The sequence below is a fragment of the Emticicia sp. BO119 genome, from assembly GCF_013912375.1.
Classification (GTDB): Bacteria; Bacteroidota; Bacteroidia; order Cytophagales; family Spirosomataceae; genus Emticicia.
This window is the reverse complement of record NZ_JACETV010000011.1, coordinates 23,053-49,788: the sequence shown is the minus strand read 5'-3', so window position 1 is coordinate 49,788 and position 26,736 is coordinate 23,053. Positions and strand designations below refer to the sequence as shown.

Below are 26,736 nucleotides of genomic sequence, written 5' to 3'. Positions count from 1 at the left end.
TTCTATAATTCCTTTGAAGTCTCATGAATAGGAATTAGATTTAATATGTCAATATTACACTTATTTTTTGTTTTTTGAGTTCCACACTTTACAATCTAAGAAAACCAATTCAATCTTAATTATTATTTAACTAATGAGAAAAATCCTTTTTTCGTTGCTATTAGCATCTGCAAATGCTATGGCACAAAATTCGGCCTCTTCCAAAGATGGCTTGCCTCCTCTGGTAACTTACACCGACCAGCAAGACCGTGAAAACATGATGCAACAATTAGGTATCAAAAAATTAAGACCCGGCTATAACAGTAGTGAAACAGCGCAAAACCCTGCGAATTACAACGAGTCAGCCGCTAATCCCTGCCCTGTATTACCTGATGCCCTGACTCTCAAAAATGGCAAAAAAGTAACCACTACCGAGGATTGGTGGAATAAACGCCGACCCGAACTGGCAGAAGAATTTGAAAGAGAATTGTATGGCAGAGTCCCTAAAAATGTACCTAAAGTAACCTGGACGGTAAAAATTACAGATAAAGAAGTGGTTAATAGAATACCCGTTGTAGCCAAACAATTGGTAGGGCATGTTGACAACAGCGAGTACCCATTGATTAATGTTGATATAAATATGATGTTAGTCGTGCCTACCAATGTAAAAGGCCCTGTTCCGGTACTGATGATGTTGGGTAGGCCATCGTTTCCGGCTCCAGCCCAACCCAGCCCCGAACACATGGAGAAACTCAATGTTGCTTTTAAAGATATGATGATTAAGCATGATCCTTCATTAAAAGCGATCTTTGATCAATATCCTGCTTATACCCCTGTTACCCGATTACCCGGCCCTAATTTCTTTGCCCCACCTATCAATGGTGAGTCACCTTCAACCGAGCAATTATTGGCGGCAGGCTGGGGATATGCCACTATTGAACCTGCCAGTATTCAGGCTGATAATGGTGCTGGCTTAACGAGAGGCATCATTGGTTTGGTTAACAAAGGCCAACCCAGAAAACCAGAAGACTGGGGAGCCTTGAGAGCATGGGCCTGGGGAGCCGCACGTGGACTTGATTATCTGGAAACAGATCCTTCAGTAGATGCCCGAAGAGTCGGCATTGAAGGCGTATCACGCTATGGTAAAGCTGCCTTAGTTACGCTTGCATTTGAACCTCGTTTTGCCATAGGTCTGATTGGCTCATCAGGCAAAGGCGGATCTACACTACACCGCAGGATATTCGGAGAGGGAGTTGAAAACCTTACCGGAGGTTTTTATTATTGGATGGGGGGTAATTATATGAAATATGGTACTGAAGAAGCAAGTTTCGGAGCTAAAACAGGTTGTGATTTATCGGTCGATTCTCATGAACTCATAGCCCTTTGTGCACCAAGACCAACCTTTATCAGTTATGGAATTCCTGAAAAAGGTGATGCCAAATGGCTCGACCAACAGGGAAGCTATATGGCAACTGTAGCTGCGGGATCAGTATATAAGTTATTAGGAGCTAAAGACCTTGGTGTTTCTAATGATTATATGACTGAGAAAATGCCCCCAGTCAATACAGATATGTTAAATGGACAGTTAGCCTGGCGTCAACATGATGGCGGGCATACAGACTGGCCCAATATGCAACATTTCATTCCGTGGGCTAACAGGGTTTTAAAATATGAAAAGTAGTACTTCAATTAAAAATTCGGAAGCTCTTGCCGATTCGTGCAAGAGCTTTTTCATTCAGATATTAATGCTGTAAAAAATGACCCTACCTATAGCATTAAAGGAAACCTTCTTTAAAACTATCCCATATCGTATTTAATTCCAATTAATTTAGACGCCAGAGAGTAAATTAAAATCCCATCAATTGGGTTATTAACCTCAATTCAGCATGAGGTAATTTTGTAATAAATGACTTCCAAAAATGAAAAAGCACTTACTTACAATATTTCTCTTAATTACCTTAACTAAAGGCATATCTTATTCTAAACCTACACCTTATTTCGACCTCCCTTCACCGGGCAAAGAAGCGCGCGTTTTTGCCAAAGGTATTGTCAGTACTGATGCGCTCGAGCACAGTGCGCCAGCCATTTCAAAAGAGAATGATCTGATATTATGGTGTTTGTTAGATAGCCCAATGTACATTTTAGAGTCCAGAAAAATCAATGGAAAATGGACAGATCCTTCAAGACCATCATTTTTGTCAGAAGGTTTCGATGATGTTTATCCGAGGTTTTCGCCTGACGGAAAAACCCTGTATTTTTCTTCACGCCGACCCCTACCGAAAGGTTTTCCTCAATTAGAAGATATGTGGATTTGGCAGGTAGAAAAAACCAAAGACGGATGGGGGAAACCCACACCACTTGATACTGCTATTTGCAATGGTGCAACTTATGCTCATTCCATTACGGCTAATGGGCATCTCTACTACTCATTCAGAAAAGAAGCTGGAAAAATTTTTGACATCAGAGCAGTTTCAATTAATAACCCTTCCGCAAATATTGACCTCCCTCCTGATATAAACTCAACTAATTATGAAGATGGCCCTTTTGTTTCGCCCAACGAAGATTTCATCATATTTGAATCGAACAGGCCTGGTGGCTTGGGTAGTAATGATTTGTTTATCTGCTTCAATCAGAATAGCATCTGGACAGAGCCTATTAATATGGGTACAAAAATAAATACAGAAGCTTCAGAGCGATTTGCAGGGCTATCACCTGATGGCAAATACCTCTTCTGGGGCAGCAGTAGAAACAATGATAATAACATCTACTGGATTGATGCCTCAGTAATTGATGAACTTCGGCCAGGCTATATATCAAAAACTATTCCTGCCAAACGTGCCCACCATGAATTGATTTATGATGAGAAAACCAGCAAAGTAATGCTTTTTGGTGGTAGCTCGCCTTTAGAAAGTGGAAAGACCATCCCATTTTTTAACGATGTTTGGTCTTACAATGGGAAGACCTGGAAAAAAATAGGAAATATCGGCGATGAACGCAGTGGTATGAAAATGGCGTACCATACCAAACAGCAAAAAATCTATTCATTTGGCGGCTTTTATAATAATAATTCATTAGCCGACCTTCGGATTTTTGAAAATGAGCGGTGGAGAACTATCAATGAATTACCTGAAATGAAGGCTGCTGAAGCGGGCTTTGTGTACGATAGTAGACGAAACAGATTTGTTTTATTCGGAGGCTCTTCAGGAAGAAACCTCGTAAATAACTCTACCTATGAATGGGATGGGGAAAAATGGCATAAATTTGAAGGCACTTCGCCGGAAGGTCGACAGGGTTTTGCAATGATATATGATGAAAAACGAGGTAAAACAGTATTGTATGGTGGCATAAACGACGGTATCTGGGAGTTTGATGGCAACAGCTGGATAAACGTCAAAACTGAAGGTGAAAATCCGGGAGAAAGATTAGTACCCGGCTATTGCTACGACAGCAAACGAGGTATGATGATACTTTCAGGGGGTATATCAAACGGGCAAAGAATAAACGATACATGGGGGTGGGATGGTACAAAATGGCATAAACTCTCAACAACAGCTCCTCCAAAACGTGTAATGGGTTATATGGTTTATGACAAAAAACGTGATAAAGTGGTCTTATTTGGTGGCCGCATAAGTTGGCCTATCGATGAAAATGACACTTGGGAATGGGATGGTGAAACTTGGAAAAAAGTCTTATAATTTGTCTTTTTATAATCCTAAATGATTAATTAACCCTGACAGATAATCCAACTTAAGTATATACTTTGACGTGGCATAGTTTTTTAAGTTATTCTGATAAGTTAAACCTGTGAATTTTATTACCACATAATTTTTAAAGTATAAACTTATGAACCTCAAAAGAGTCTTTGGAGCAATACTTACCGTTTTGGGTATAGTAGGACTTATTTATTCAGCTATAATATTTGTCAACACCTCTGGTGGTGCAAAAAGTATTAAGTCTCTGATTATTTATGGTATTATAGGCTTTATCTTTTTTTTATCAGGCATCAATCTGATTCGTACCACAAAAGATGAAGCATAGAAAATCAGATAATTCTAAACCGCTGTTGAGAAGAGTACAAAACTCTTCTCAACAGCAATCTATTCTTTCTCCTTTCCGGCTCTCTATATAACCTTCCAATTAATTTTCATTGAGACTTCATTTTCTTCATCTGCCTATCTCTTCCATCATTGCCAACTCACTACTTTTCCCCTACTTTGGGTGATACAACGCACATAGGGTTTATGTATTTTTGAATACATCCTTTTACTTAAAACAAACCCGAAAATGCAAAAATCACCTACGCTCACTTTGCCATTTAAACTGCTGGTTCTTTGTTTATTACAACTATTTTCCACCTCTGTAACAGCCCAGATTCCAAACATTGTACTTGAACCCGATGGAGGAAATAAAAAAGCCTCCGTAACTGAACAGATTGGTATAGTAAAAATTGCGGTCAATTATTCACGACCAGGTGTAAAAGGTCGGGAAGGTAGGATTTGGGGCACTACTGTTGCCCATTATGGATTGCAGGATTTAGGTCATGGTACCAGTTATGCAGTACCCTGGCGTGCGGGAGCTAACGAAAACACAACCATTTCTTTTTCCCATAGGGTAAAAATCGAAGGGAAAGACTTAGAAGCAGGTACATATGGTTTCTTTGTCATTAACGGTCCCGATGAAAGCACATTGATTTTCTCAAAAAATAGCACTTCATGGGGAAGCTTCTATTATGACTCGACAGCTGATGCGCTGCGGGTAAGAGTAAAACATCAGTCACTGGAACAAAGCGTAGAATGGCTCAGATATGAGTTCTTAAACCAGACTGAAAACGCTGCCACTATTGCTCTCAGCTGGGAAAAACGCATAATACCTTTCCGAGTAGAAACTGACCGGTTGAAATTACAGATCGAATCATTTAAAAAAGATTTTCAGACTACCCGTGCGGCAAGTGATCTGATACAAGCTGCTAATTTTTGCCTGGCCAATAATTATGATTTGGAACAGGCACTTATCTGGACCAACAGAGCAGTTAATATGAGGGTAATGGGTGAAAAAAACTTTTCTACATTAAGTACCCATGCTGCTGTCTTGATGGCCCTAAACAAAAAAACAGAAGCTAAGGCAATTATTCTGGAGGCATTGGCTATAGGTAATATGCGTGAAGTGCATTTCTTTGGCCGTACTTTACTCAGTTCTAATCAAATTGATGAAGCTTTTAAAGTATTACAATATAATTACGATAAGCATCCCGATGAATATACGACTAACGTAGGCCTGGGAAGAGTGTATTCAGCCAAAGGAGATTACAAAAAGGCTCTCGAATACATGGGCATAGCCTTACAAAAGGCTCCAGATATTCTTAATAAAAACAATGTAGCAGTTATGATTGAGAAATTAAAAGCAGATAAAGACGTAAATTAGTCAATATCTATCACTGCTATTTCCATACATAAGTTTATTCTTTTCAATACAGGAATTGAAATTTTCATTGGTTTGCTCTACACTAATATATCCCCTCAAGAGGGTATTGAGAAGTGTTTTTTATGTTAATAGATTTGCTTTAAAATCCCTCCTGAGTTCATGCCGCTCAAATCAGTTTTCTCACTTATTTAAGGCTTGGCTGAAAATGGATTTTTAATACCCCAAATCTGATTTCACCCATGAAAAAACTTTTACTTCCACTCATTTCTGTAATAGTATTGTTGTGGACTCCTGTCAAAGCTCATACCTCACCCTCTCGTTCTGCCCATTACCCGAATAACAAGGCTATTCTGGTTGTGCCTCCAGATCCAACCGGGGTTTCTGTAAGTTCAACAGCCATCTGTGCAGGAGAAAGTATTTCATTGTTGGCTAACTGTTCTGCTGGAACTGTGACCTGGTATAACCAACAAACCGGTGGATCAGTACTTGGAACAGGCACTGGACTTTCGCAAAACCCGGTAGTTAATACTACCTATTATGCTTCATGTGTAAATGGTATTGAAGAAAGCGGCAGAGTAGCTACTTCTATTGTAAAGGTTAATATACCTAAAATTACTGCCACAAAAGACCTGCTGACCTACGCAGCAATTGCCGCTTTTGATGGTATAGATGTAGGAAATAGTGCATTCCCTAAATTGATTGATCTCGATGGCGATGGATTACTGGATATGATTATTGGAGAACAGGAAGGTAAACTCGTACATTATAAACAAACAGCGGTCAATACCATGAATTTTACTTTAGTAACAAGTAACTTCAATACTATTGATGTTGGCGATGTCGCAAGTCCGACTTTTACAGACCTCGATGGAGATAACTTATTGGATTTGATTATCGGACGTTTTACCGGTACACTTGCTCATTATGAACAAGCTTCATTAAATAGTCTGACATTTAATCTGGTTACCAATACCTTCAATAGCATAAGTCTGGGAAATGTTGCGCCAAAACCAACTTTTACAGACCTCGATGGAGATGGATTACTCGATTTAATTGTTGGGAAATCTGATAATAATTTAAGTCACTACGAACAGGCCTCAGCCAATAGCCTCATATTCAATCTGGTAACAAGTTCTTTTATTAATACAAGTATCGGGACAAGCCCTAATTTTACAGATTTTGACAATGATGGTTTATTAGATTTAATTACTGCAAAAAATGGTAAAATTATTCACTACCAACAAGCTTCTGCAAACAGTTTAGCATTTAACTTGGTTAGCGATGATTTCAGTGCTATAAGTATCTTTTCCACTTTTTATCCGACTATAGCTGATATTGATGGAGATGGTTTGTTAGAGGTAATTTGTGGCAAAAGCGACGGTACACTCCAGGCTTTTGAACAAATACCTGGAAGTTTCACTAATTATCTTACTACAGTAGGTATACCTACAGCTACGCAATCCATACTGATATGGGGTGGCTCTTGCCTGAGTAGTAATATTACCGTTACAGTGCCAACAGGTTTTGAAGTTTCTTTACATGAGAATAGTGGCTTTGCTAATAGTGTTTCACTTACCCAAAGCGGTGGCTCAGTTTCAAATACAACAGTTTATATAAGATTTAACCCCCAGACTGATGGCACTTTTACAGGTAATCTGGCAATAAGTGCTATCAATGCCAATACTATAAACTACGCTTTGGCTGGTTGCACACCGCCTTCTGCTCCAACAGGCACATCAAATGCAACTGCTTGTGCTGGTAGTTCGGCCACATTATCGGCCACCTGTGCTACCGGAACTATCAAGTGGTACAGCGCACAGTTTGGTACTTTATCAGGTACTGGCTCACCTTTCGTAACGCCACTTTTATCTTCTAATACTACATATAATGTCCGTTGTGAAGGTTGTAATGTAAGCAGTTTTGTGAGTGTTCAGATAACTGTAAGCTCTCCCATTAGCGGAGCGTTTGATCTTTTGTCAAAAACAATTTGTAGTAATTCAAGCACGTCATTGTCTGCTATGTGTTCTTCCGGAACTGTTAAATGGTATGCTTCAGACGAAACGACTTTACTATATACGGGTACTACTTTTGTAACACCTACTTTAACCACAAGTACAACATACAAAGTGGGTTGTGCTGTTGGCTCATGTCTAAGTGAATTTTCTGATGTCGTAGTAAGTGTGCTTACAACTCCCACAGGCACATCCAGCCCAACTATCTGTAACAATACAACTGCTTCACTATCGGCCAATTGTACCGGAGCAACCATTAAATGGTATGATGCCAACGGTACAGCTCTACAAAGTACAGGCTCTCCTTTTGTAACACCAAACTTAACTTCAACTACCGCCTATAAAGTTCGGTGTGAGCTTAGCGGTAGTCCAGGCTGCACAAGTGATTTTGCAGATATTACAGTTACTGTAACACCTGAAGTCAGTAACCCAACTGCCACAGTAAATCCGACAATATGTGGCAATACAAATACATCACTGTCAGCCAGTTGTTCTTATGGAACTATCAAATGGTATAATGCCGGAGGTACAGCCTTACAAGGCACTGGTTCACCTTTTATAACACCTGCGCTGAATTCAGATACTATTTATAAAGTTCGGTGTGAAAGTGGTGGGGTTACTAATTGTGTAAGTGCTTTTGCCGATGTTATTGTTACAGTAAAACCTGATGTTTCACCAACAGGAACAGCAAACCTAACTATCTGTGAAAATACAACTGCATTGTTATCCGCCAGTTGCGGTAGTAGTACTGTTAAATGGTATGACGCAGCAGGAACTACTCTACTGAGCACAGGTTCTTCTTTTGAAACCCCTAACCTAAGTTCAACTACCACCTATAAAGTTCGTTGCGAAAGCGGCGGTGTTCCTGACTGCATTAGTAATTTTGTAGAAATTACCGTCACAACAAGCAATACTATTATTGCGCCAACAGGTATTGCTAATGCAACGATATGTTACAATACAACTGCATCATTATCTGCGAGTTGTACCACAGGTAATGTTAAATGGTATGATGCCAGTGGCTCAACCTTGCAAGGCACAGGCTCACCTTTTATAACCTCTAACCTTACTTCAACTACTATCTATAAAGTCCGTTGTGAAAGTGGTATTGAGTGCATAGGCGATTTTGCAGAGGTAATTGTCACAGTAAATACTTTTGTTGGAATGCCAACAGGTACAGCAACTGTAACCGTATGTAACAATACAACAGCTTCTTTAGCTGCCAGTTGTGCTACCGGAACAATTAAATGGTACAGTGTAGATGGTACTACATTATTATTTTCAGGTTCTCCTTTCGTTACGCCAATACTCAATGCAAATGCCTATTATAAGGTTCGTTGCGAGGCAAATACCTGTCATAGTAATTTTATAGATATCTCGGCTACAATAGTAGCAAATCCAACAAGTATTTCAAATACAGCTGTTTGCAATAATACAAGCGCAACACTATCAGCCAATTGCGCAGCAGCAGCTATTAAATGGTATGATGCATCTGGCACTTCCTTATTATTCACAGGCACACCCTTTATAACATCTAATCTTACTGCAAATACCTATTATAAAGTTCGCTGTGATAATGGTAGTTGTGTAAGTAATTTTGAAACAATTGCTGTAAATATTACCACTCCTAAAATCTCTGCAATTAAAAACCCACAGGTATTTAGTCCGATTACAGCGCTTGATGGTATAGATGTTGGTGTAGGTTCGATTCCTAAATTGATTGATCTCGATGGCGATGGATTACTGGATATGATTATTGGAGAACAGGAAGGTAAACTCGTACATTATAAACAAACAGCGGTCAATACCATGAATTTTACTTTAGTAACAAGTAACTTCAATACTATTGATGTTGGCGATGTCGCAAGTCCGACTTTTACAGACCTCGATGGAGATAACTTATTGGATTTGATTATCGGACGTTTTACCGGTACACTTGCTCATTATGAACAAGCTTCATTAAATAGTCTGACATTTAATCTGGTTACCAATACATTCAATAGCATAAGTCTGGGAAATGTTGCGCCAAAACCAACTTTTACAGACCTTGACGGAGATGGATTACTCGATTTAATTATAGGCAAAAGCGGAGGAGATTTTATTCATTACGAACAGGCTTCAACCAATAGCCTCATATTCAATCTGGTCACAAATTCTTTTCTTGGTACAGATCTTCAAAGCAGCATAAGTCCTGCTTTTACAGATTTCGACAACAATGGTTTATTAGATTTTATTATTGGAAGGAGTTCCACCACTTTTGTCTATTATAAACAAGCAAATCCTAACAGCCTTACTTTTAATCTGGTAACCAATAGTTTTAATAACCTGAATCTTGGTATCTCACAAAACTCAACCTTTAGTGATATTGATGGCGATGGTTTTTTAGATATGGTTATCGGAAAAGGAGATGGCACCCTTAATGCTTTTGAACAAGTCCCCGGCACTTTCGCTGATTTTCTGGGGTCAGTGGGTACTCCCTCTGCCACACAGACCGTACAGGTGTGGGGTGGTTCTTGCCTGAGTAGTAATATTATAATCACAGCCCCTACGGGTTTTCAGGTCTCCCTCAATGCAAATAGTGGATTTAGTAGTAATATTTCAATTACTCCAAACAGTGGCTCGGTTGCAAATACCATTGTTTACGTAAGATTTAATCCTTCGTCAGAAGGTTCTTTTACCGGGAATTTGCAAATAAGTGCATCCAATGTTAGTACCATCAATTTTGCTTTAAATGGCTGTACCCCACCGGCATCTCCCGCAACCTCAGATGTATCTGTCTGCGTTGCTTCATCAGCCACTTTAACCGCCACTTGTACCTCCGGTATTGTCAGGTGGTACTCTTCAAGTACTGGGCATTTAGAGGCCACAGGCTCCCCATTTATTACAAATCCTTTATCCGATAGCAGAATTTATAGCGTTCGTTGTGAAGATTGTAATGTAAGTAGTTTTGTAGATGTTTCGGTTAATGTAACCCCTCCTATTAACGCACCTTTTGATCTTACCCCCAGAACAATTTGCAAAAATACAAGTGCTTCCTTATCAGCTATATGTTCTGCTGGAACTGTTAAATGGTTTGATTCAGATGAAACGACTTTACTCTATACTGGTGCGCCCTTTATAACACCAAATTTAACAACAAATACTACTTACAAAGTTTTTTGCGCTATTGGCTCTTGTCTGAGTGTCTTTAATGAGGTTGATGTAACTATTGTTAGCGTTCCGATTCCGACAGGCACAGCAAATCCGACTATATGTGCTAATACAAGCACTTCTTTATCAGCTAATTGTGCTGAAGGAACTGTCAAATGGTACAACTCAACAGGTACAGGCTTACAAGGTACAGGCTCAGCCTTTGTAACACCTGATCTTAGCACGAATACCACATATAAAGTGCGGTGCGAAAATGACGGAACTCCTGATTGCTCAAGTGATTTTGTAGATGTTATAGTAACTATATCTCCCACCCTCTCAACACCTACCGGGGCTTCTGTGAGTTCAGCCGCCATTTGTTCAGGTACTAATATCACTTTAACAGCCAGTTGTGCCATAGGAATGATCAGATGGTATAACCAACAAACCGCTGGCACCATTATCGGGACTACCTCTCCTCTTATTCAAAGCCCTGTCAGTACAACTACCTATTATGTTTCCTGTGTTAATGGCTTATGTGAGACATCCAGAATGGCAACAAATCAGGTAGTTGTAACTACGCAACCACCTTTGCCAACAGCCATTTCCGTAAGCTCTACAGCCATTTGTTCAGGTTCAAACGTTTCACTATCAGCTACCTGCGCTGCCGGAACAGTTACCTGGTATAATCAGGCAACCGGCGGAACAGTCATCGGAACAGGCACTAACTTCTCTCAAAGTCCGACAGTAAATACTATTTATTATGTATCCTGTAAAAATGGCAATTGTCAAACCAATCGTATAGCCACAAATTTGGTCACTGTAGCGGCTTCATCATCTACACTCAACTTAACAACTAATATTTCATCAGGTGCTACAGCACAAATAGCGATACAAACCATTACAGCCACAAATAAGATTATTTCACCTGCCAGCGTAACTTATAAGGCAGGAAATGCAATTTTGCTGAATGCAGGGTTTGAAGCACAAAATGGAAGTATTTTCAGGGCTTACATAGGTGGTTGTAGTAATTGATAGATATATTCTGTAATAAAATAGGCTGATAAAAATTAAATTTTCAGTATAAAACAGTAATTCAATCATAAAATAGCAAGCAGGCAGTTCTTTCAGACGACTCATCAGCGATATCTTAGTAAATTGCCTGTTTGCTTCATAAGTAATAGATAAAAACTAATTCGTATCAAATAACCTGGCAAAATGATTTTCCAAATGATTCCTCATACCATTCCTGAATAATTCAGGAGAGCCATCCTCTAAAATATCTACCAATCCCTTATGTGAGACAAATTTTCTTTGATGAAGTTGTTTCTTGAGTAAACCACTGTTATGTACATAATCAAAAACCGGAAGAAGCATATTCTGAAACTTTTTTAGGGTTTCATTACCTGTAATAGCATAAAGTTTCCCATGAAAAGCAATTTCGTGTTCAATATTGAATAGATGATGCTCGGTGAGTGGAGGCTCTTTACTGACAATCTCTCTTAATTCTTCTATATCTTCTTTTGTTATCTTCTGAAAAATAAAATCGGCCATTCCTATTTCCAATACCAACCGTATTTCAAACATTTCTCTGAGCGTTTCCTGGCTCAGCACATAAGGATTCATGCTTTTACTTAATGTCCCGAAAATGTCGGGACTGGTAATAACCGATCCCTTCTTTTTTTTCGACTCTATTAAGCCCATTGTTTTTAATCTCGTCAATGCCTCTCTTATTACCGTGCGGCTTACCCCCAAGGCTTCCACTAATTCTATTTCTTTCGGAATCAGGTCTCCAACTTTCAGCTTACGTTGGCGAAGCAACTCGACTAAGTTCAATTCTACTTTGTCTACCAGTGAACTGGTATCGAGTGTAGTGAAAGTATTTTTTATATCCATTAATAGTATTATGTATTATTTAATAAGTAAAATTATAGAAAAATATGAATAACAAAAAACCTTGTCCCCATAAAACTCCTATTTCTGATAAAAAAACAGAAAATTGATTAAATACTGTTGAAAATAACCGAAAAACCACTTCGAAAATAGAGAGAATCATGGCATATATAACCCAAATATTCATAAAAATATAAAAATATGTGAATAATCATAAAAACAATAAATAGTTATAACAAACCTTATGCTTAAACCTTAAAAATGGCTCCAGTGAATTACTTGACAATAAAAAAATCAACTTTTTATAAAAAAAGGGAAAAAATATTTGTAAGAATAAAAAATCACCTTACTTTTGTTATGTAATACATAATACATAAACAAAATTCATTTGTTATGAACTCAACTCTATCGAAATTTCTTTTATTTGTCTCAGTTCTTTTTGTCGGAACAGCCCGGGGCCAAATAAAAAACATCTCTGGAAAAGTAATGGCAGACGATGATCATATCCCACTTCCGGGAGTTAGTATTCTCATAAAAGGCAAAACCATAGGTACTCAGACTAACAATAATGGAGAATTTACTATCTCTGCCGATAGCGGCGACGAGCTTGTATTTACTTATATTGGTTATCTGGCTCAGGAAATAAAAGTAGGTACTTCAAATGTTATTAATGTAAGTATGAAACCTGATATGACTAACCTCGGTGAGGTGGTTGTGGTTGGTTACGGTACTCAATCACGAAAAAATATTACCAGCTCAATCGGAAAAATCGATAATCAGGTATTAGCCAATGCTCCGCGTGCCAACGTGGGCTCAGCCCTGCAAGGCTCGCTTGCAGGCTTACAGGTAATTAACAGAACCGGCTCACCGGGTGGTGTGCCTACCATACTATTAAGAGGTGGTGCTTCTATCAATAGTCCGGGTGCACCGCTTGTAGTAGTTGATGGCGTAATCAGAGCATTAAATGACATATCACCAGATGATATTGCTTCGATAGAATTATTGAAAGATGCCGCCTCAACAGCCATTTATGGTGCACGGGCAAACAATGGGGTAATTCTTATTACTACCAAACAAGGCAAAGCAGGGATGGCTCAAGTATCTTATAAATTTAATGGAGGCTTCAATAAAAACAGAGAAGGCTACCAATATATGAATGCCAGAGACTATATCTATTATAATAGATTAGGCAACCTGAATTCTCAACGGACACTTGCTCAGGTAAATTCTTCAAGAGGGTATGGATTATTAACCAACCCCGCCGACCTTGCATTGTTTGATATCAGAGTTGACAACACCACTAATGCGGGGCTTCTGGCTCAGGGATGGGAGCGCGTTGATGACCCTTATGGTGGTTCTATTTTGTTTAAAGATCATGGCAATGAGATAGAAAATCTTGTTTTTAGAAATACTTATACACAAGACCATTACATTAACCTGATGGGGGGGAACGATAAAGGTAAATACTTTGCCAGTTTTGACTATTACAAGGAAAACGGAGTAATTATCGGATCAGATTATAAAAGATATACCGGAAATATTAATGGCTCTTACAAAATAAAACCAAGACTTGAAGTAAGCACCGGTGCAACGTTCTCCACCTCTTCTCAGATAGGAACGCTCGCTTCAGAAGTAAACACACTTTACAGAAACCTCGCTATCTGGCCTACGATGAATCCTTGGTTAGATTCACTTAAAACTAAACCCAATCCCGGAAATGGGGTAAGCGATGGTAACCCATTATACTGGCTAAGTAAAACTAAAAGAAGTAATGAAGTAAACAGACTCACAGTTAACGCCTCAGCTAAATATGACATTACCTCAGACCTTTACATCAAACTATCTGGTAATGCCTATTTGTTTGAATCACTTGACCGCTCTTTTTCTCTGGCAACACAGACTTATTCTAACCTATATACCAATCCACCTTCTTATAGCAATACTACCCGTAACTCTGTTTCTTATTTTAACAGAGTGATGCAGCAACAATACAATGCTATCATCAACTATTCAAAAAAAATAGGCACACACCATAACATCAATGCGATGCTGGGGATTGAAACGTTCAGACAGAAACGCTATGATATGCAGGTATTCGGACAGAACGCTCCTACTGACGATATTCCAACGGCTAATGCTTCTACCACTTTTGCGGCAGGTAGTAATTATACATCAGAAAGTGAATACCGTATTTTATCCAACTTTGGTCGTTTGAATTATGACTATGATGACCGTTATCTGTTATCGCTTGTTTACAGACAAGATGGCATTTCAAGTCTGGCAAAAGCCAACCGTTATGGATTCTTCCCCGGAATGTCGGCAGGCTGGAATGTACACCGCGAAAAATTCTTTATAAATAGCAAAGTAGCCAGGGTTATTTCTTCACTGAAACCAAGGGTAAGTTATGGTATTAACGGAAATATTGCTGGCATCAGTGAATATGAGGTGCAAGGAGTATATGGCTCGCAAGGAAATTACAATGGTGCGCTGGGCTTTCTGAACACCAGTATCATTAATAATGACCTGAGGTGGGAAAAAAGCAAAACACTTGACATTGGGCTTGACCTTACTGCTTTTAATAATAAGCTAACTTTGATGGTAGATTACTATGACCGCAAAACAAGTGATCTTCTTACAAACCTCACCCTACCGAGCTATGCAGGATTTAGTTCTGTGAGAACCAACCTCGGAACTTTCCAGAACAAAGGATGGGAGTTTACAGCCAATGTTACTATTCTTAGAAATCCGAACGGATTGGTCTGGGAAGCAGGTGGTAATATCTCATTCGTAAAAAACAAGATCCTGCAATTACCGTTCAACGGGAATGAAAATAACCGTCAGGGTGGGTTTCAGATATATGACCCGGCACAGGGAAAGGTAGTGTGGGTTGGAGGTTTACAGGAAGGCCAGCCTTTAGGAGCTATCTATGGATTTAAACAGGTTTCCATTTTTAAAGATAATGAAGAAATTGCCAGAATAGCTGGTAACAGAATAGATGCTATAGCAGGTATTGGTGGCCCAAATGTGGCAGGAATGCCGAATAAAATAACTCCGGGCGATGTGAACTGGCTTGATGTTGATAACAATGGTATCATAGACTCGAGAGACCAGGTATATCTTGGCAATATCAACCCGAAAGCCACTGGAGGATTTTCTACGAGCCTGTCTTATAAAGGCTTCTCTATATTTGCCCGTTTTGATTTCGCTTTAGGCCATACCATTTATAATGACCTTGTAGCCCGGACATTAGGTAATTATCAGGGGACATTCAATTATCTTGAAATGCAAAAAGATGCCTGGTCCCCGACGAACACGGATACTGATATTCCGAAAGTATATTATGCCGACCAGGTAGGAGCTCCTGCCGGAAAGAAGAATTATACAAGAGCCAATAATGCAGGTGCGGTGCTGAATGGTAATAATTCAAGATTCTATGAAAAAGGAGATTACCTGGCTTGCCGGGAGATAACCCTCTCATACGACCTTACCGGTAAAGTAATTCCACAAAAATGGGTTTCGCAGGCAAGAATTTATACCAATCTCAATAACCTATTCTATATAACCCAATTCAGTGGCCCTTCGCCTGAGCCTCCGGCAGGTGGCGTTTATATGGGCACCTACCCTACCCCAAGGTCGGCAGTTATTGGCGTTCAGGTTACATTTTAATTATCAAAAAACAGCATTATCATGAAAAAGACCATAAAAAATATAATCATCTGCACAGGACTCTCATTAGCCGGTGTTTCTTGTTCTTCCGAACTTGACTTATCTCCGGTTAGTAGTATCAGTGATGCAAACTATTGGAAAACGGCTGAGCAGTTTGATGCTTTCGTTTCTGGTATCCATTCTCGCTATAGAAGCCACAACGCCAGTTTCCAGACTCTGGGAGAACTCCGTGCTGATATTTTCGGTACAGAAGAGGGTAATCCCGGAGCATTTACTGGTGAAGCAACCCAGGGACTTGAACGGATGTGGTTACATACCCTTGACCTTGACAATGCAGGTGTAAGTAATTTCGGAGGGTTTTATAGCAATATTGTTCAGATTAACCTACTGATAGATAAACTTAATAAAACAAACATTATTACCCCCGCCAATAAAAGTTATTATCTGGGTATTGCCTACGGCATGAGAGCCAGCTATTATTTTCACTTGTTACGCTCATGGGGAAAAGTGGTAATACAGACAGAGCCTATTACAACGATTGATATTTCTAATCTGGCTAAAGCTGCATCGGAAGAATCGGAAGTAATAAGCCTTATCAAATCGGATATTGAAAACTCTGTGAATAGTTTTGGTACAAATTATACTTTCAGAAATAACAAAGGATTCTGGTCGAAGGCTGCTTCGCTTATGCTGAAAGCGGAAGCGTATTTATGGACGAGCTATCGTGGCGGTGGTTCTAATGATGCCACAACTGCACTGAATGCACTGAAGGATATTCAGACCAATGTTTCAGGTCTCTCTTTATTGCCCAATTTCAGCAGTGTTTTTGAGGCAAACAACAAAGGTAACAGTGAGATAATCTTTGCCATCAGATACCAACTCAATGAGGCCAGCATGAGCTTTGTACAGAGTAATTTTGTTCCGCAGTCAGGTTTGATTGCCAATTTTTATGACCTTAATGGCTCACGTCAGTTTAATGTTACTACAGACAACTGGGGCGGTCTGCTAAGAGCTCCGGTTAAAACTTCAGCTTATAATAAATTTGATGATGCAGACAGTAGAAAACTGGCAAGTATTCAGCCGGCCTATAGTAAATCAGGGTCTGACTTTGTATTAGCAGGGAGTTTTGCTAAAAAATATCAGGGTGAACAAAATGCAGGCGCAAGAGTTTTAACCAACGACTTCCCCGTCTACCGATATGCCGATTTATTGCTCATGATAGCTGAAGCTAAAAATATTCTGGGTCAGAATCCTGCCGAAGAAATTAATCTGGTAAGAAAGAGAGCTTTCAAAGAAAAATATAATGAAAGTTTATATGCTTTTCCTAATCAGCCAGGAGACAACAACATAACAGAAGCTATTCTGAAAGAGCGTTTTTTTGAGTTCATTTTTGAAGGTAAAAGATGGTATGACCTTAGAAGACTCGGCAATCAATATGTTTTTGCAAATACTTCTTTATCAGCAAATGAAAGTTATAAAATCCTTTGGCCAATAGACCGTAATTCCCTCACCAACAACAGGGCATTAGTTCAGACCGAAGGGTATCCTAATTTCTAATTCAATCACGAATGGCAGTATTTTGAAATCTGCCATTTATTTTCAAATTTACATATACTATTCTATACATTCTGATATATGAAAACTGAACATTTAAAGGGTCTTATCGCTGCTCCGTTCACACCCATGCACATCGACGGCTCATTAAACCTGACACTAATACCTCATTATTATCAGATGCTGAAAGATAACGATGTTATGGGGGCATTCATTTGTGGTTCAACAGGCGAGGGCGTTTCTCTTTCGGCCGAAGAAAAAAAAGCAGTAGCCGCAGCATGGGCTGATTGTACGCGAGATGATGAAGCCTTTAAAGTGATGCTATTTCTTGGAGGTACAAGTATTACAGATTGTAAACAACTTGCCAAGTATGCTCGTGAGATTGGTTTATATGCCGTATCATTTACAGCACCATTTTATTTTAAACCTGCCAATGTGGATGTGCTGGCTGAAGCCTGCAAAGAAATTGCGGCAGTAGTACCCGATATGCCCTTTTATTATTATCATATTCCAGTGCTGACGGGTGTAGGATTTTCAATGTTTGATTTGTTGCGAGCCGTTGATGATAAGATACCCAATTTTGCCGGAATAAAATATACCCATGAAGATTTCATGGATTTTCAGTCTTGTCTGGCGTTTAAAAACAACAAGTACGATATGTTATGGGGAAGAGACGAAAATATGTTAGCCGCATTAGCGATTGGCGCAGAGGGTGCAGTAGGTAGTACATTTAATTACGCTGCTCCGCTCTATCATCAATTGATTGAGGCTTTCAATAGAAATGACCTGGATAATGCCAGAGCCTGGCAACTCAAATCTATCGACATGATTCGGTTATTAGGAAAATACGGAGGTATTGCTACCGGAAAAGCTTATATGAAAATGGTTGGCTTAGATTGCGGAGAATTCAGGCTACCCGTAAAAAACATGACTTCGGTTCAGTTTACTGCATTTAAAGAAGATGTGCAGGCACTTGAATTTTCTTCGTTTTGCTCTCAAAAAAATGTTTTGATAGCTTAACAATCTGATAGCTCAACAAAATGACAGCAATGAAAAAAAAAATTTGTATCCTTGTTACTATCATTAACATGCTTTTGTCTTTACATACTTCTGCGCAAAGTGAGCAGAATAAATCAATTGCCTGGTCGGAGTTAGCACCATTGCCTGGGCAAAATCAGATGGGTTTGGCAGGGGCAATAATTGGCTTACATAATGATGCGCTTATGGTAGCAGGCGGGTCTAACTTTAGCGAAGGAATGCCCTGGAAAGGAGGAAAGAAAAAATACTACTCTGAAATTTATGTACTGCTAAAAAACGAAAAGGGAGTAGCAACATGGGCAAAAGAAACATTTAACCTTCCCGCAAATATTGCTTATAGTGCTTCTGTAAGCACACCAGTGGGTGTATTGGCAATAGGAGGAGAAAACGAAAATGGTCTTAGTAAAAAAGTATTTTTATTACAGTGGAATCACGCAAATAAAAAAGTAGCTATAAAGTTGTTCCCCGACCTGCCCGTAGCACTAACGAATGCCTCGGCAACCATTATTGGAAACATGGTATATGTAGCCGGAGGTGAAACATTGGAAAAAACACTTCATACATTTTATAGCCTTGATATAAGTGTTAATGCCACCAGTTGGAAAAAACTACCGGATATTCCGACAGCCGTATCCCATACGGTGGCAGTTACGCAATCAAATGGCGAATACCCATGTATTTATCTGTTGGGTGGAAGAGCCAAAACAGCAACCGGCATCAGCAGTTTATATAGTACTAATTACCGGTTCGATAGTAGAAAAAATCAATGGACAGCCTTAAAAAACATTGGCGACGGGAAATCAGATTTTCCTGCTTTATCGGCGGGTACAGGTGTGGCTATCGGTGCTACTTATATCTTACTCATTGGTGGCGATAAAGGAGATATTTTTAGCCGGATTGAAAAATTCAACCTGAGTATTTCACAGGCAAAAACAGAAGAAGAAAAACAACAACTTATCAAAGAAAAACAAATATTACTTGAGAGTCATAAGGGATTCAGCCATGATATTTGCTTATACAATACTGTTACTGACGTCTGGACAAAAGTAGGAGAAGTTCCCTTTAATACCCCTGTAACGACAACTGCTGTAAAATGGAAAGATGAAATAATTATTCCATCAGGAGAAATTCGACCCGGTATCAGAACAAGCAAAGTTCTGCGAGGAGTTTTAGTCAAAAAGCAATATTTTAGCTGGATTGACTATAGCGTTTTAGCTACTTATCTGCTTCTGATGATAGGAATTGGCCTGATAACCTCACAACACCAGGGTTCTACTGATGATTATTTTCGTGGTGGTCAGAAAATCCCGGGTTGGGCTGCCGGGTTAAGTATTTATGGTACACAGCTTAGTGCCATCACTTTTATGTCTATTCCCGCCAAAACTTATGCAACTAACTGGAACTATTTTATGCTCCAGATGACCATCATTATGGTCATCCCCATCATTACCACTTATTTTATACCCTTCTTCAGAAAACTCGAAATTACTTCGGCCTATGAATACCTCGAAAAAAGGTTCAGCTATCTTGCCCGTGCGTTAGCTTCTTTACTATACATTTTAATGCAAGTAGGGAGATTAGCCATTGTTCTTTTGTTACCCAGTCTGGCTCTTACTTTAGTTACGGGTATCAATGTTAGTTTCTGTATTCTGGCTATGGGTATTATAACCATTTTCTATACAATGAAAGGCGGTATCGAAGCCGTAGTCTGGACAGACGTGATACAGGTAGTTATTTTATTAGGCGGTGCATTGTTATGTCTTATACTGATTCCTTTACAACTGCAAACCAATATATCAACATTATGGGGAGAGCTTCAGAACCATGCAAAATTAGATATTCTCAATACAAAATTAAGTTTTAGCGAATCAACTTTATGGGTGGTACTGATTGGTGGTATAGCCATCAATGTTATTACTTATGGAGCAGACCAAACCGTAGTACAGAAATATCTGACCACCAAAGATGAACAAGCTTCAAAAAAGAGTTTAAAATTAGGGGCGTGGATGGCACTCCCATCGGCACTCATTTTCTTTACGATAGGCTCTATGCTATTTTTGTTTTACAGGGCATTTCCTGAAAAAACAAATTTCAGTATCGAAAGCCAGGATTCTATCTTTCCCTGGTACATCGTGAACCAACTACCTCCCGGTATTGTAGGTCTGTTGATAGCAGCGGTTTTTGCTGCTGCCATGTCTACACTAAGTAGCAGTCTGAATTCTGTAACCACTGCTATCATCATTGACTTTTACAAAAAATATAACCCTTCCGAAAACGAGAAAAAATACCTGAGTCTCGCCAGAATCATCACGCTTATCATGGGTATTATTGCTACTTCTCTGGCCATGTTCATGGTCACTCAGGGAATCTCATCACTTTGGGACGAATTTAATACCATTCTCGGTTTATTCACAGGTGGTTTAGGTGGGTTATTTGTCTTAGGTATTTTTACTGAAAGAGCCACAGCTAAAGGAACAATTCTGGGCTTGATCTGTAGTGGTATTGTTCAATACCTCATTAACAAATTTACTTCCATAAACTTTCTGTTATATGCCTTCACAGGGTTAGTCTGTTGCGTCTTTTTTGGCTATTTGTTTAGTCTGGTATTTAAAGAAAAACAAAAGGATATTACAGGCCTGACTGTTTTCGGGTAAGGATTTCTAAAAATGTAAAAAATTGTAATGATATACTCTAAAGAATCATTAACTATACTAAGAGATTTTTACAAAAATCAACTACTCAACGACACAGTACCATTCTGGTTTCCTCGAAGTATCGACAAGGAATATGGCGGGTATCTGTTAATGAGAGACCAGGATGGAAGCCTGATTGATGATGATAAAGCCGTATGGATACAAGGCCGTGCAGTATGGTTGCTTGCTTCATTGAGCGATACTTTCGGGAAATCGGATATTTGGATGGACGCCGCAAAAAGCGGGATCGGTTTTCTTACCAATCATTGCTTTGATGAGGACGGACGGATGTTCTTTCATGTTACACGAGAGGGAAATCCTGTTCGGAAGCGACGATACTTTTTTTCAGAAACCTTTACTACTATTGCCTATGCCGCGTATGCTAAAGTAGCAGATAATGAAGCCACCGCCGACAAAGCCCGTTTCTTATTCGGTAAGTGCATTGAATATGCTACGAGTCCGGGTTTGCTTCCGGCAAAATTCACAAAAAACAGGCCTTCTAAAGGAATCGGTGTGCCAATGATTATGATTAATACCGCTCAGCAATTGCGTGAAACAATTGGTGACGAACGCTGTGATGAGTGGATTAGCCGATGGATTGAGGAGATTGAAAAAGATTTCGTAAAGGATGATATACATTGCGTGATGGAACAGGTAGCTCCTGACGGAAGCATTATTGACCATATTGACGGCCGGACACTCAACCCGGGGCATGCCATTGAAGGAGCATGGTTTATCTTGCATGAAGCGCAATATCGTAACAATGACCCTCATCTGATTGATCTGGGGTGCAGAATGCTTGATTATATGTGGGAACGAGGCTGGGATAAAGAACATGGCGGGATTTTCTATTTCAGAGATGTATTTCATAAACCAGTTCAGGAATACTGGCAGGATATGAAATTCTGGTGGCCGCACAACGAAACCATCATAGCCACATTATTAGCCTATTTATTAACCGGCAATGAAAAATATGCCCTATGGCACAAAATGGTGCACGACTATGCCTATACCCATTTTTATGACAAAGAGTTTGGCGAATGGTATGGATATTTACACAGAGATGGTCAGGTAGCGCAAACCGCCAAGGGCAATCTTTTTAAAGGGCCATTTCACCTGCCTCGTCAGGAATGGTATTGCTATAAGATACTTGAAAAATACTTAAACACTCATTAGTTCTTTATTCAGCTAACAGAGCGAACTATTTCTGGATTTAAAACTGAAAAATCACTATTCATGAAAAAGATACTCTTAACACTTATTATTTCTATCGGGTTCTATAAAATCAATGCACAGCAAACCGGTGTACCTGTTTTTACTTCAGGAAAAGAAGGCCATAAGTCCTATCGCATTCCGGCCATTATCAGTCTTCCCGATGGTCAACTACTGGCTATTGCAGAAGGAAGGGTGAATGGAAGTGGCGACTTCGGCGATATTAACATTGTGATGAAAACAAGTATAGACCAAGGCAAAACCTGGAGTGACCTCAAGACCATTGTAGATTATGATTCTTTGCAAGCCGGAAACCCCGCTCCTGTTTTTGATAATTCAGACCCTGCTTTTCCGAACGGACGGATTTTCCTGTTTTACAATACAGGTAATAATCATGAAAACGAGGTAAGGAAAGGGAAAGGGCTGCGGGAGGTATGGTATAAGACATCGGTTGATGGGGGGAATACCTGGGGCGATGGCATAAACATCACTTTACAGGTTCATAAACCTAATCAACCTCAGATAAATCCTCTTTACAATTTCAAAGAAGATTGGCGTTCCTATGCCAATACTCCCGGCCATGCATTGCAGATACAAAATGGGAAGTATAAAGGCCGTATCTATGTAGCTGCCAACCATTCAGAAGGAGACTCACAAAAACACGCTGAAGACTATTTTGCTCATGGTTTTTATAGTGATGATCATGGAAAAACATTTAAATTAAGTCAGACTATCAATATTCCGGGAGGGAATGAGGCTACCGCAACCGAAATTTCAGGGAATGGTTTAATACTCAACGCCCGCAATCAGAAAGGCGATAAAAAAGCAAGAATTGTATCTATCAGCAAAGATGGTGGCGAGACCTGGGAAAAAACCTATTTCGATGAAAACCTGCCTGACCCTGTCTGCGAAGGAAGTATCCTATCGCTTGGAACCAAAAAAGGAAAACATATTCTGGCCTTCTCAAACGCAGCGCACCAGACAAAACGCGATAATCTGACGCTCAGAATCAGTTTTGATGAAGGGAAAACATGGAGTATAAACAAAGTAGTCGACAAAAGCTCGAACGAACAATCAAAAGACTATACCGCTTATTCAGATATTGTCAGAATTAATAAAAACACTATAGGTGTTTTGTATGAAAAAGACCGATATAGCCAAATCGTATTTACTACTGTACATTGGAATTAAGAAGTATTATCAGAAAACTCTCTCTTGATGTGCACCCCACCAATAAAAAGATTGTCGGTGAAAGATTATCTCTTCTTGCCCAGACACTTACCTATCATCAGCAGATTGAGTATTCAGGATCTGCTTTTGAAAAGTATGAGCTAAACCTCGGTAAAATACATTTATTTTTCAGTAATGCTCAAGGACTTAAAACAAATGATAATAAAAGCCCCAAAGGCTTTGTTTTATATGGCTATAATCTTCATAGGAATAAAGAAATAATAATTGATGCTGAAAACATAAGTATAGCAGGAAATAAAATCATTATCAGGCTTCCGGCTTTTATCCAGTTGACAAGCATCCGATATGCCTGGGCACCTTACCCAGACTGCAATCTTATTAACAATGATAAACTTCCTGCATCGCCCTTTAAAATTGAACTCAGTGGAAATTTTTAAACCTAAAATTCTTTCATTAAAGGCTATTTAGTTCAGATAAAATCTTTATTAAAACTTGAAGCTCGGCAACTAATAGTAATTTTAACCTTTCTTTTTTAAGGTTATTAGTAAAAGAATAATTATAAAATAAAGGCTATCTTGCTAACAAGGTCTTCGGTGCTTAAAAAAATACTATTAGTTGGGGAGGTTCAGAAATTACACGGATTATAGAGTAATTAACTATCCTTAATGTAGACTCCATCAGAAATGGGCTCAATAAGGATTCAGGATTTTCAATTGAAGAAAGATCAGAATAGATACGAACAATCAGACAATTATTGAAAACACAGAGGAATGTTTTATACATTTAAATCCTCTGCTAAGAAAAACTGGTTTGAATCACATACTCTTCAACTTTGCAAAAACCAGTCATAAACTGTTCATTAACTATTGTCCAGGCGTGTCCTTCAAGTACTCCATCTTCATTTTTTTTAACGCCTATATAGATAGTATATGGTATTTTATTGAAATCGCAAAGCATTTTTGCCTGAAAGGCCTGATGCCGGCAGACATTTTGCCAGGGGCTATACTTACTTACAATTCTGATGGCAAAGCTAATATCTTTAACTAACTCCATATCGACTGATCCTGATTTCACAACAGGTTTGTTCCTCTCTCCAAACTTAGCTTTCTTTTTAAAAAAAAGAAGCATGATATAACTATACAATGAAAGCAGAAACAATACTGATAAAAGAAGTTTCCGTCGGAAGCTCAAACGGACAAAGACCTGTATTTTACTAAATACTTTCATCAGATAATATTTTTTTAGCTTCAATATTGCTAACGCTTTCATTACATCTTAGGGAATCTCACCCCGCCCAGTTTTCTCTATCCAGACTTCTGAACTGTATAGCTTCGGCTAAATGCTCAATCCTGATCTCTTCTGATTCTGCCAGATCAGCTATCGTTCGTGACACCTTCAATATTCTGTCATAAGCTCTGGCTGATAAGCCTAAACGCTCCATCGCTTTTTTTAATAACACTTTACCTCCTTCACCAATATCACAAATCTCTTTTACCATTTCCGGTGGCATCATCGCATTTGAATGAATTTCTGGATAATTCTCAAAACGTTTTGTCTGTATTTCCCGGGCTTTTACTACTCTTTCTCTGATAGTGGCAGAAGATTCGTTCTTTCGGGTAGATGAAATCTGGTCAAAATTGACAGGTGTTACCTCTACATGTAAATCAATTCTATCTAATAATGGCCCTGATATTTTATTCAGATACTTGCCCACAGCACCAGGTGGACAGGTGCAATCCTTCTCAGGATGATTATAATAGCCACACGGGCAAGGGTTCATACTCGCCACCAACATAAAATTTGTTGGGAATTCAACCGCCTGTTTTGTCCTTGAAATTACTACTTTTCTTTCTTCTAAAGGCTGACGCATTACCTCTAAAACCGTTCTTTTAAATTCAGGTAGTTCATCTAAAAACAAAACACCATTATGGGCTAAAGAGATTTCACCCGGTTGGGGGAAACCACCCCCACCAACCAGGGCTGCGTCAGAAATGGTATGATGTGGTGCTCTGAATGGTCTTCGGGCAATTAAAGACGCTTTCACTCCTAACTTCCCCGCTACCGAATGTATCTTGGTTGTTTCTAAGGCTTCATGCAATGTCAAGGGTGGTAAGATAGAAGGCAGCCGTTTAGCAAGCATAGTTTTACCAGCACCCGGTGGGCCAATCATAATTACATTGTGCCCACCTGCGGCTGCTATCTCCATAGCCCGCTTGATATTCTCCTGCCCTTGTACATGCGAGAAATCAGCCTCATATTCACTGATAGCATTATAAAAAATATCTCTTGTATCGGTTATCAATGGTTCAATTTCCCTGACACCTATCAGAAAATCAATAGCATCTTTCAGGGTTTCTACGCCTATTACATCTAAATTATTTACAATAGATGCCTCCATTGCATTTTCAACCGGAAGAATAAAACCTTTCAGCTTATTCTTTCGGGCCTCAATGGCAATAGGCAAAACACCTTTGATCGGCCGAAGCATACCATCTAAGGCCAATTCACCTAAAATCACATATTCTTCCAGATTCTTAGCAGGTTTTATATGCTCTCCGGCAGTCAATATCCCTATTGCCATTGGTAAATCATAGGCCGACCCCTCTTTCCGAATATCAGCCGGGGCTAAATTAATCACTGTCTTTTGTCGGGAAACCTGGTAATTCCCATGTTTAAGTGCAGCGTCTATTCTTTGTTGGCTTTCTTTCACAGCTCCATCGGGTAATCCTACAATCGACATCCCCACACCTTGCATCACACTTACTTCGACAGTTATCAAGGTGGCATTTACACCATACACAGCAGCACCAAAGGTTTTTGATAACATATAATATTCTATTTGTTCTACTAAGTTAAAACTTCCAATCAGTATTTTACAAAACTACAATATTTCTTCTGAAACTATTGCGCTATGGCAATGCTAAAAAAATCTACAAAATGCTTGTTTA

General features: G+C 39.2%; 15 protein-coding genes. 12 read left to right on the top strand and 3 right to left on the bottom strand.

All coding sequences use genetic code 11. The annotated features are described in order from the left end of the window. Positions 1 to 133: 133 nt before the first annotated feature. The 5 genes from H1R81_RS24980 (at position 134) to H1R81_RS24960 (ending at position 11,576) form a co-directional block, all read left to right on the top strand. Positions 134 to 1,660: a S9 family peptidase gene (locus H1R81_RS24980; RefSeq protein WP_181843485.1), complete on the top strand. Its 1,527-nt coding sequence runs from the start codon at positions 134 to 136 to the stop codon at positions 1,658 to 1,660. 238 nt (positions 1,661 to 1,898) lie between these two features. Continuing rightward, on the top strand, positions 1,899 to 3,674 hold the full coding sequence (locus H1R81_RS24975; RefSeq protein WP_181843484.1) for a PD40 domain-containing protein: 1,776 nt from the start codon (positions 1,899 to 1,901) through the stop codon (positions 3,672 to 3,674). Positions 3,675 to 3,822: 148 nt separating this feature from the next. After that, positions 3,823 to 4,017, top strand: coding sequence for a hypothetical protein (locus H1R81_RS24970; protein ID WP_181843483.1), 195 nt, complete (start codon positions 3,823 to 3,825; stop codon positions 4,015 to 4,017). A 246-nt stretch (positions 4,018 to 4,263) separates the two neighbouring features. Continuing rightward, positions 4,264 to 5,400, top strand: coding sequence for a DUF2911 domain-containing protein (locus tag H1R81_RS24965; protein WP_181843482.1), 1,137 nt, complete (start codon positions 4,264 to 4,266; stop codon positions 5,398 to 5,400). 239 nt (positions 5,401 to 5,639) lie between these two features. Continuing rightward, the gene (locus tag H1R81_RS24960; protein WP_181843481.1) at positions 5,640 to 11,576 is read left to right on the top strand and encodes an FG-GAP-like repeat-containing protein; all 5,937 of its coding nucleotides are present in this window, start codon (positions 5,640 to 5,642) and stop codon (positions 11,574 to 11,576) included. A gap of 156 nt (positions 11,577 to 11,732) precedes the next feature. On the opposite strand, the gene H1R81_RS24955 is transcribed toward H1R81_RS24960, so the two are convergent. Beyond that, positions 11,733 to 12,437, bottom strand: a complete 705-nt coding sequence (locus H1R81_RS24955; RefSeq protein ID WP_181843480.1) for a FadR/GntR family transcriptional regulator — start codon at positions 12,435 to 12,437, stop codon at positions 11,733 to 11,735. Positions 12,438 to 12,827: 390 nt separating this feature from the next. Between H1R81_RS24955 and H1R81_RS24950 the strand changes: the two genes are divergently transcribed. From H1R81_RS24950 to H1R81_RS24920, 7 genes are all read left to right on the top strand, one after another. Continuing rightward, positions 12,828 to 16,100: a TonB-dependent receptor gene (locus tag H1R81_RS24950; protein WP_181843479.1), complete on the top strand. Its 3,273-nt coding sequence runs from the start codon at positions 12,828 to 12,830 to the stop codon at positions 16,098 to 16,100. Between the two features lie 21 nt (positions 16,101 to 16,121). Further along, complete coding sequence (gene nanU / locus H1R81_RS24945) at positions 16,122 to 17,657, top strand: SusD family outer membrane lipoprotein NanU (protein WP_181843478.1); 1,536 nt, start codon at positions 16,122 to 16,124, stop codon at positions 17,655 to 17,657. A gap of 78 nt (positions 17,658 to 17,735) precedes the next feature. After that, the gene (locus H1R81_RS24940; protein ID WP_181843477.1) at positions 17,736 to 18,674 is read left to right on the top strand and encodes a dihydrodipicolinate synthase family protein; all 939 of its coding nucleotides are present in this window, start codon (positions 17,736 to 17,738) and stop codon (positions 18,672 to 18,674) included. Positions 18,675 to 18,703: 29 nt separating this feature from the next. Next, positions 18,704 to 21,346 (top strand): sodium:solute symporter family transporter, encoded by a 2,643-nt coding sequence (locus H1R81_RS24935; RefSeq protein WP_220275308.1) that lies wholly within the window; start codon positions 18,704 to 18,706, stop codon positions 21,344 to 21,346. Between the two features lie 27 nt (positions 21,347 to 21,373). After that, positions 21,374 to 22,561 carry an AGE family epimerase/isomerase gene (locus H1R81_RS24930; RefSeq protein WP_181843476.1) on the top strand — a complete coding sequence of 396 codons (1,188 nt, stop codon included), beginning with the start codon at positions 21,374 to 21,376 and terminating at the stop codon, positions 22,559 to 22,561. Between the two features lie 60 nt (positions 22,562 to 22,621). Next, complete coding sequence (locus tag H1R81_RS24925; RefSeq protein ID WP_181843475.1) at positions 22,622 to 23,788, top strand: exo-alpha-sialidase; 1,167 nt, start codon at positions 22,622 to 22,624, stop codon at positions 23,786 to 23,788. Beyond that, positions 23,779 to 24,225 (top strand): hypothetical protein, encoded by a 447-nt coding sequence (locus H1R81_RS24920; protein WP_181843474.1) that lies wholly within the window; start codon positions 23,779 to 23,781, stop codon positions 24,223 to 24,225. Before H1R81_RS24925 ends, H1R81_RS24920 begins: the two co-directional genes overlap by 10 nt. Before the next feature lie 358 nt (positions 24,226 to 24,583). On the opposite strand, the gene H1R81_RS24915 is transcribed toward H1R81_RS24920, so the two are convergent. Together H1R81_RS24915 and H1R81_RS24910 are read right to left on the bottom strand one after the other, a co-directional pair. Then, complete coding sequence (locus tag H1R81_RS24915) at positions 24,584 to 25,015, bottom strand: lasso peptide biosynthesis B2 protein (RefSeq protein WP_181843473.1); 432 nt, start codon at positions 25,013 to 25,015, stop codon at positions 24,584 to 24,586. Positions 25,016 to 25,073: 58 nt separating this feature from the next. Then, positions 25,074 to 26,615, bottom strand: a complete 1,542-nt coding sequence (locus H1R81_RS24910; protein WP_181843472.1) for a YifB family Mg chelatase-like AAA ATPase — start codon at positions 26,613 to 26,615, stop codon at positions 25,074 to 25,076. Positions 26,616 to 26,736 lie beyond the last annotated feature (121 nt).

Bases quoted from the DNA above. Each gene is read 5' to 3' on its own strand.
- H1R81_RS24980 (WP_181843485.1), top strand. From the start codon at position 134: ATGAGAAAAATCCTTTTTTCGTTGCTATTAGCATCTGCAAATGCTATG.
- H1R81_RS24975 (WP_181843484.1), top strand. From the start codon at position 1,899: ATGAAAAAGCACTTACTTACAATATTTCTCTTAATTACCTTAACTAAA.
- H1R81_RS24970 (WP_181843483.1), top strand. From the start codon at position 3,823: ATGAACCTCAAAAGAGTCTTTGGAGCAATACTTACCGTTTTGGGTATA.
- H1R81_RS24965 (WP_181843482.1), top strand. From the start codon at position 4,264: ATGCAAAAATCACCTACGCTCACTTTGCCATTTAAACTGCTGGTTCTT.
- H1R81_RS24960 (WP_181843481.1), top strand. From the start codon at position 5,640: ATGAAAAAACTTTTACTTCCACTCATTTCTGTAATAGTATTGTTGTGG.
- H1R81_RS24955 (WP_181843480.1), bottom strand. From the start codon at position 12,437: ATGGATATAAAAAATACTTTCACTACACTCGATACCAGTTCACTGGTA.
- H1R81_RS24950 (WP_181843479.1), top strand. From the start codon at position 12,828: ATGAACTCAACTCTATCGAAATTTCTTTTATTTGTCTCAGTTCTTTTT.
- nanU (WP_181843478.1), top strand. From the start codon at position 16,122: ATGAAAAAGACCATAAAAAATATAATCATCTGCACAGGACTCTCATTA.
- H1R81_RS24940 (WP_181843477.1), top strand. From the start codon at position 17,736: ATGAAAACTGAACATTTAAAGGGTCTTATCGCTGCTCCGTTCACACCC.
- H1R81_RS24935 (WP_220275308.1), top strand. From the start codon at position 18,704: ATGAAAAAAAAAATTTGTATCCTTGTTACTATCATTAACATGCTTTTG.
- H1R81_RS24930 (WP_181843476.1), top strand. From the start codon at position 21,374: ATGATATACTCTAAAGAATCATTAACTATACTAAGAGATTTTTACAAA.
- H1R81_RS24925 (WP_181843475.1), top strand. From the start codon at position 22,622: ATGAAAAAGATACTCTTAACACTTATTATTTCTATCGGGTTCTATAAA.
- H1R81_RS24915 (WP_181843473.1), bottom strand. From the start codon at position 25,015: ATGAAAGTATTTAGTAAAATACAGGTCTTTGTCCGTTTGAGCTTCCGA.
- H1R81_RS24910 (WP_181843472.1), bottom strand. From the start codon at position 26,615: ATGTTATCAAAAACCTTTGGTGCTGCTGTGTATGGTGTAAATGCCACC.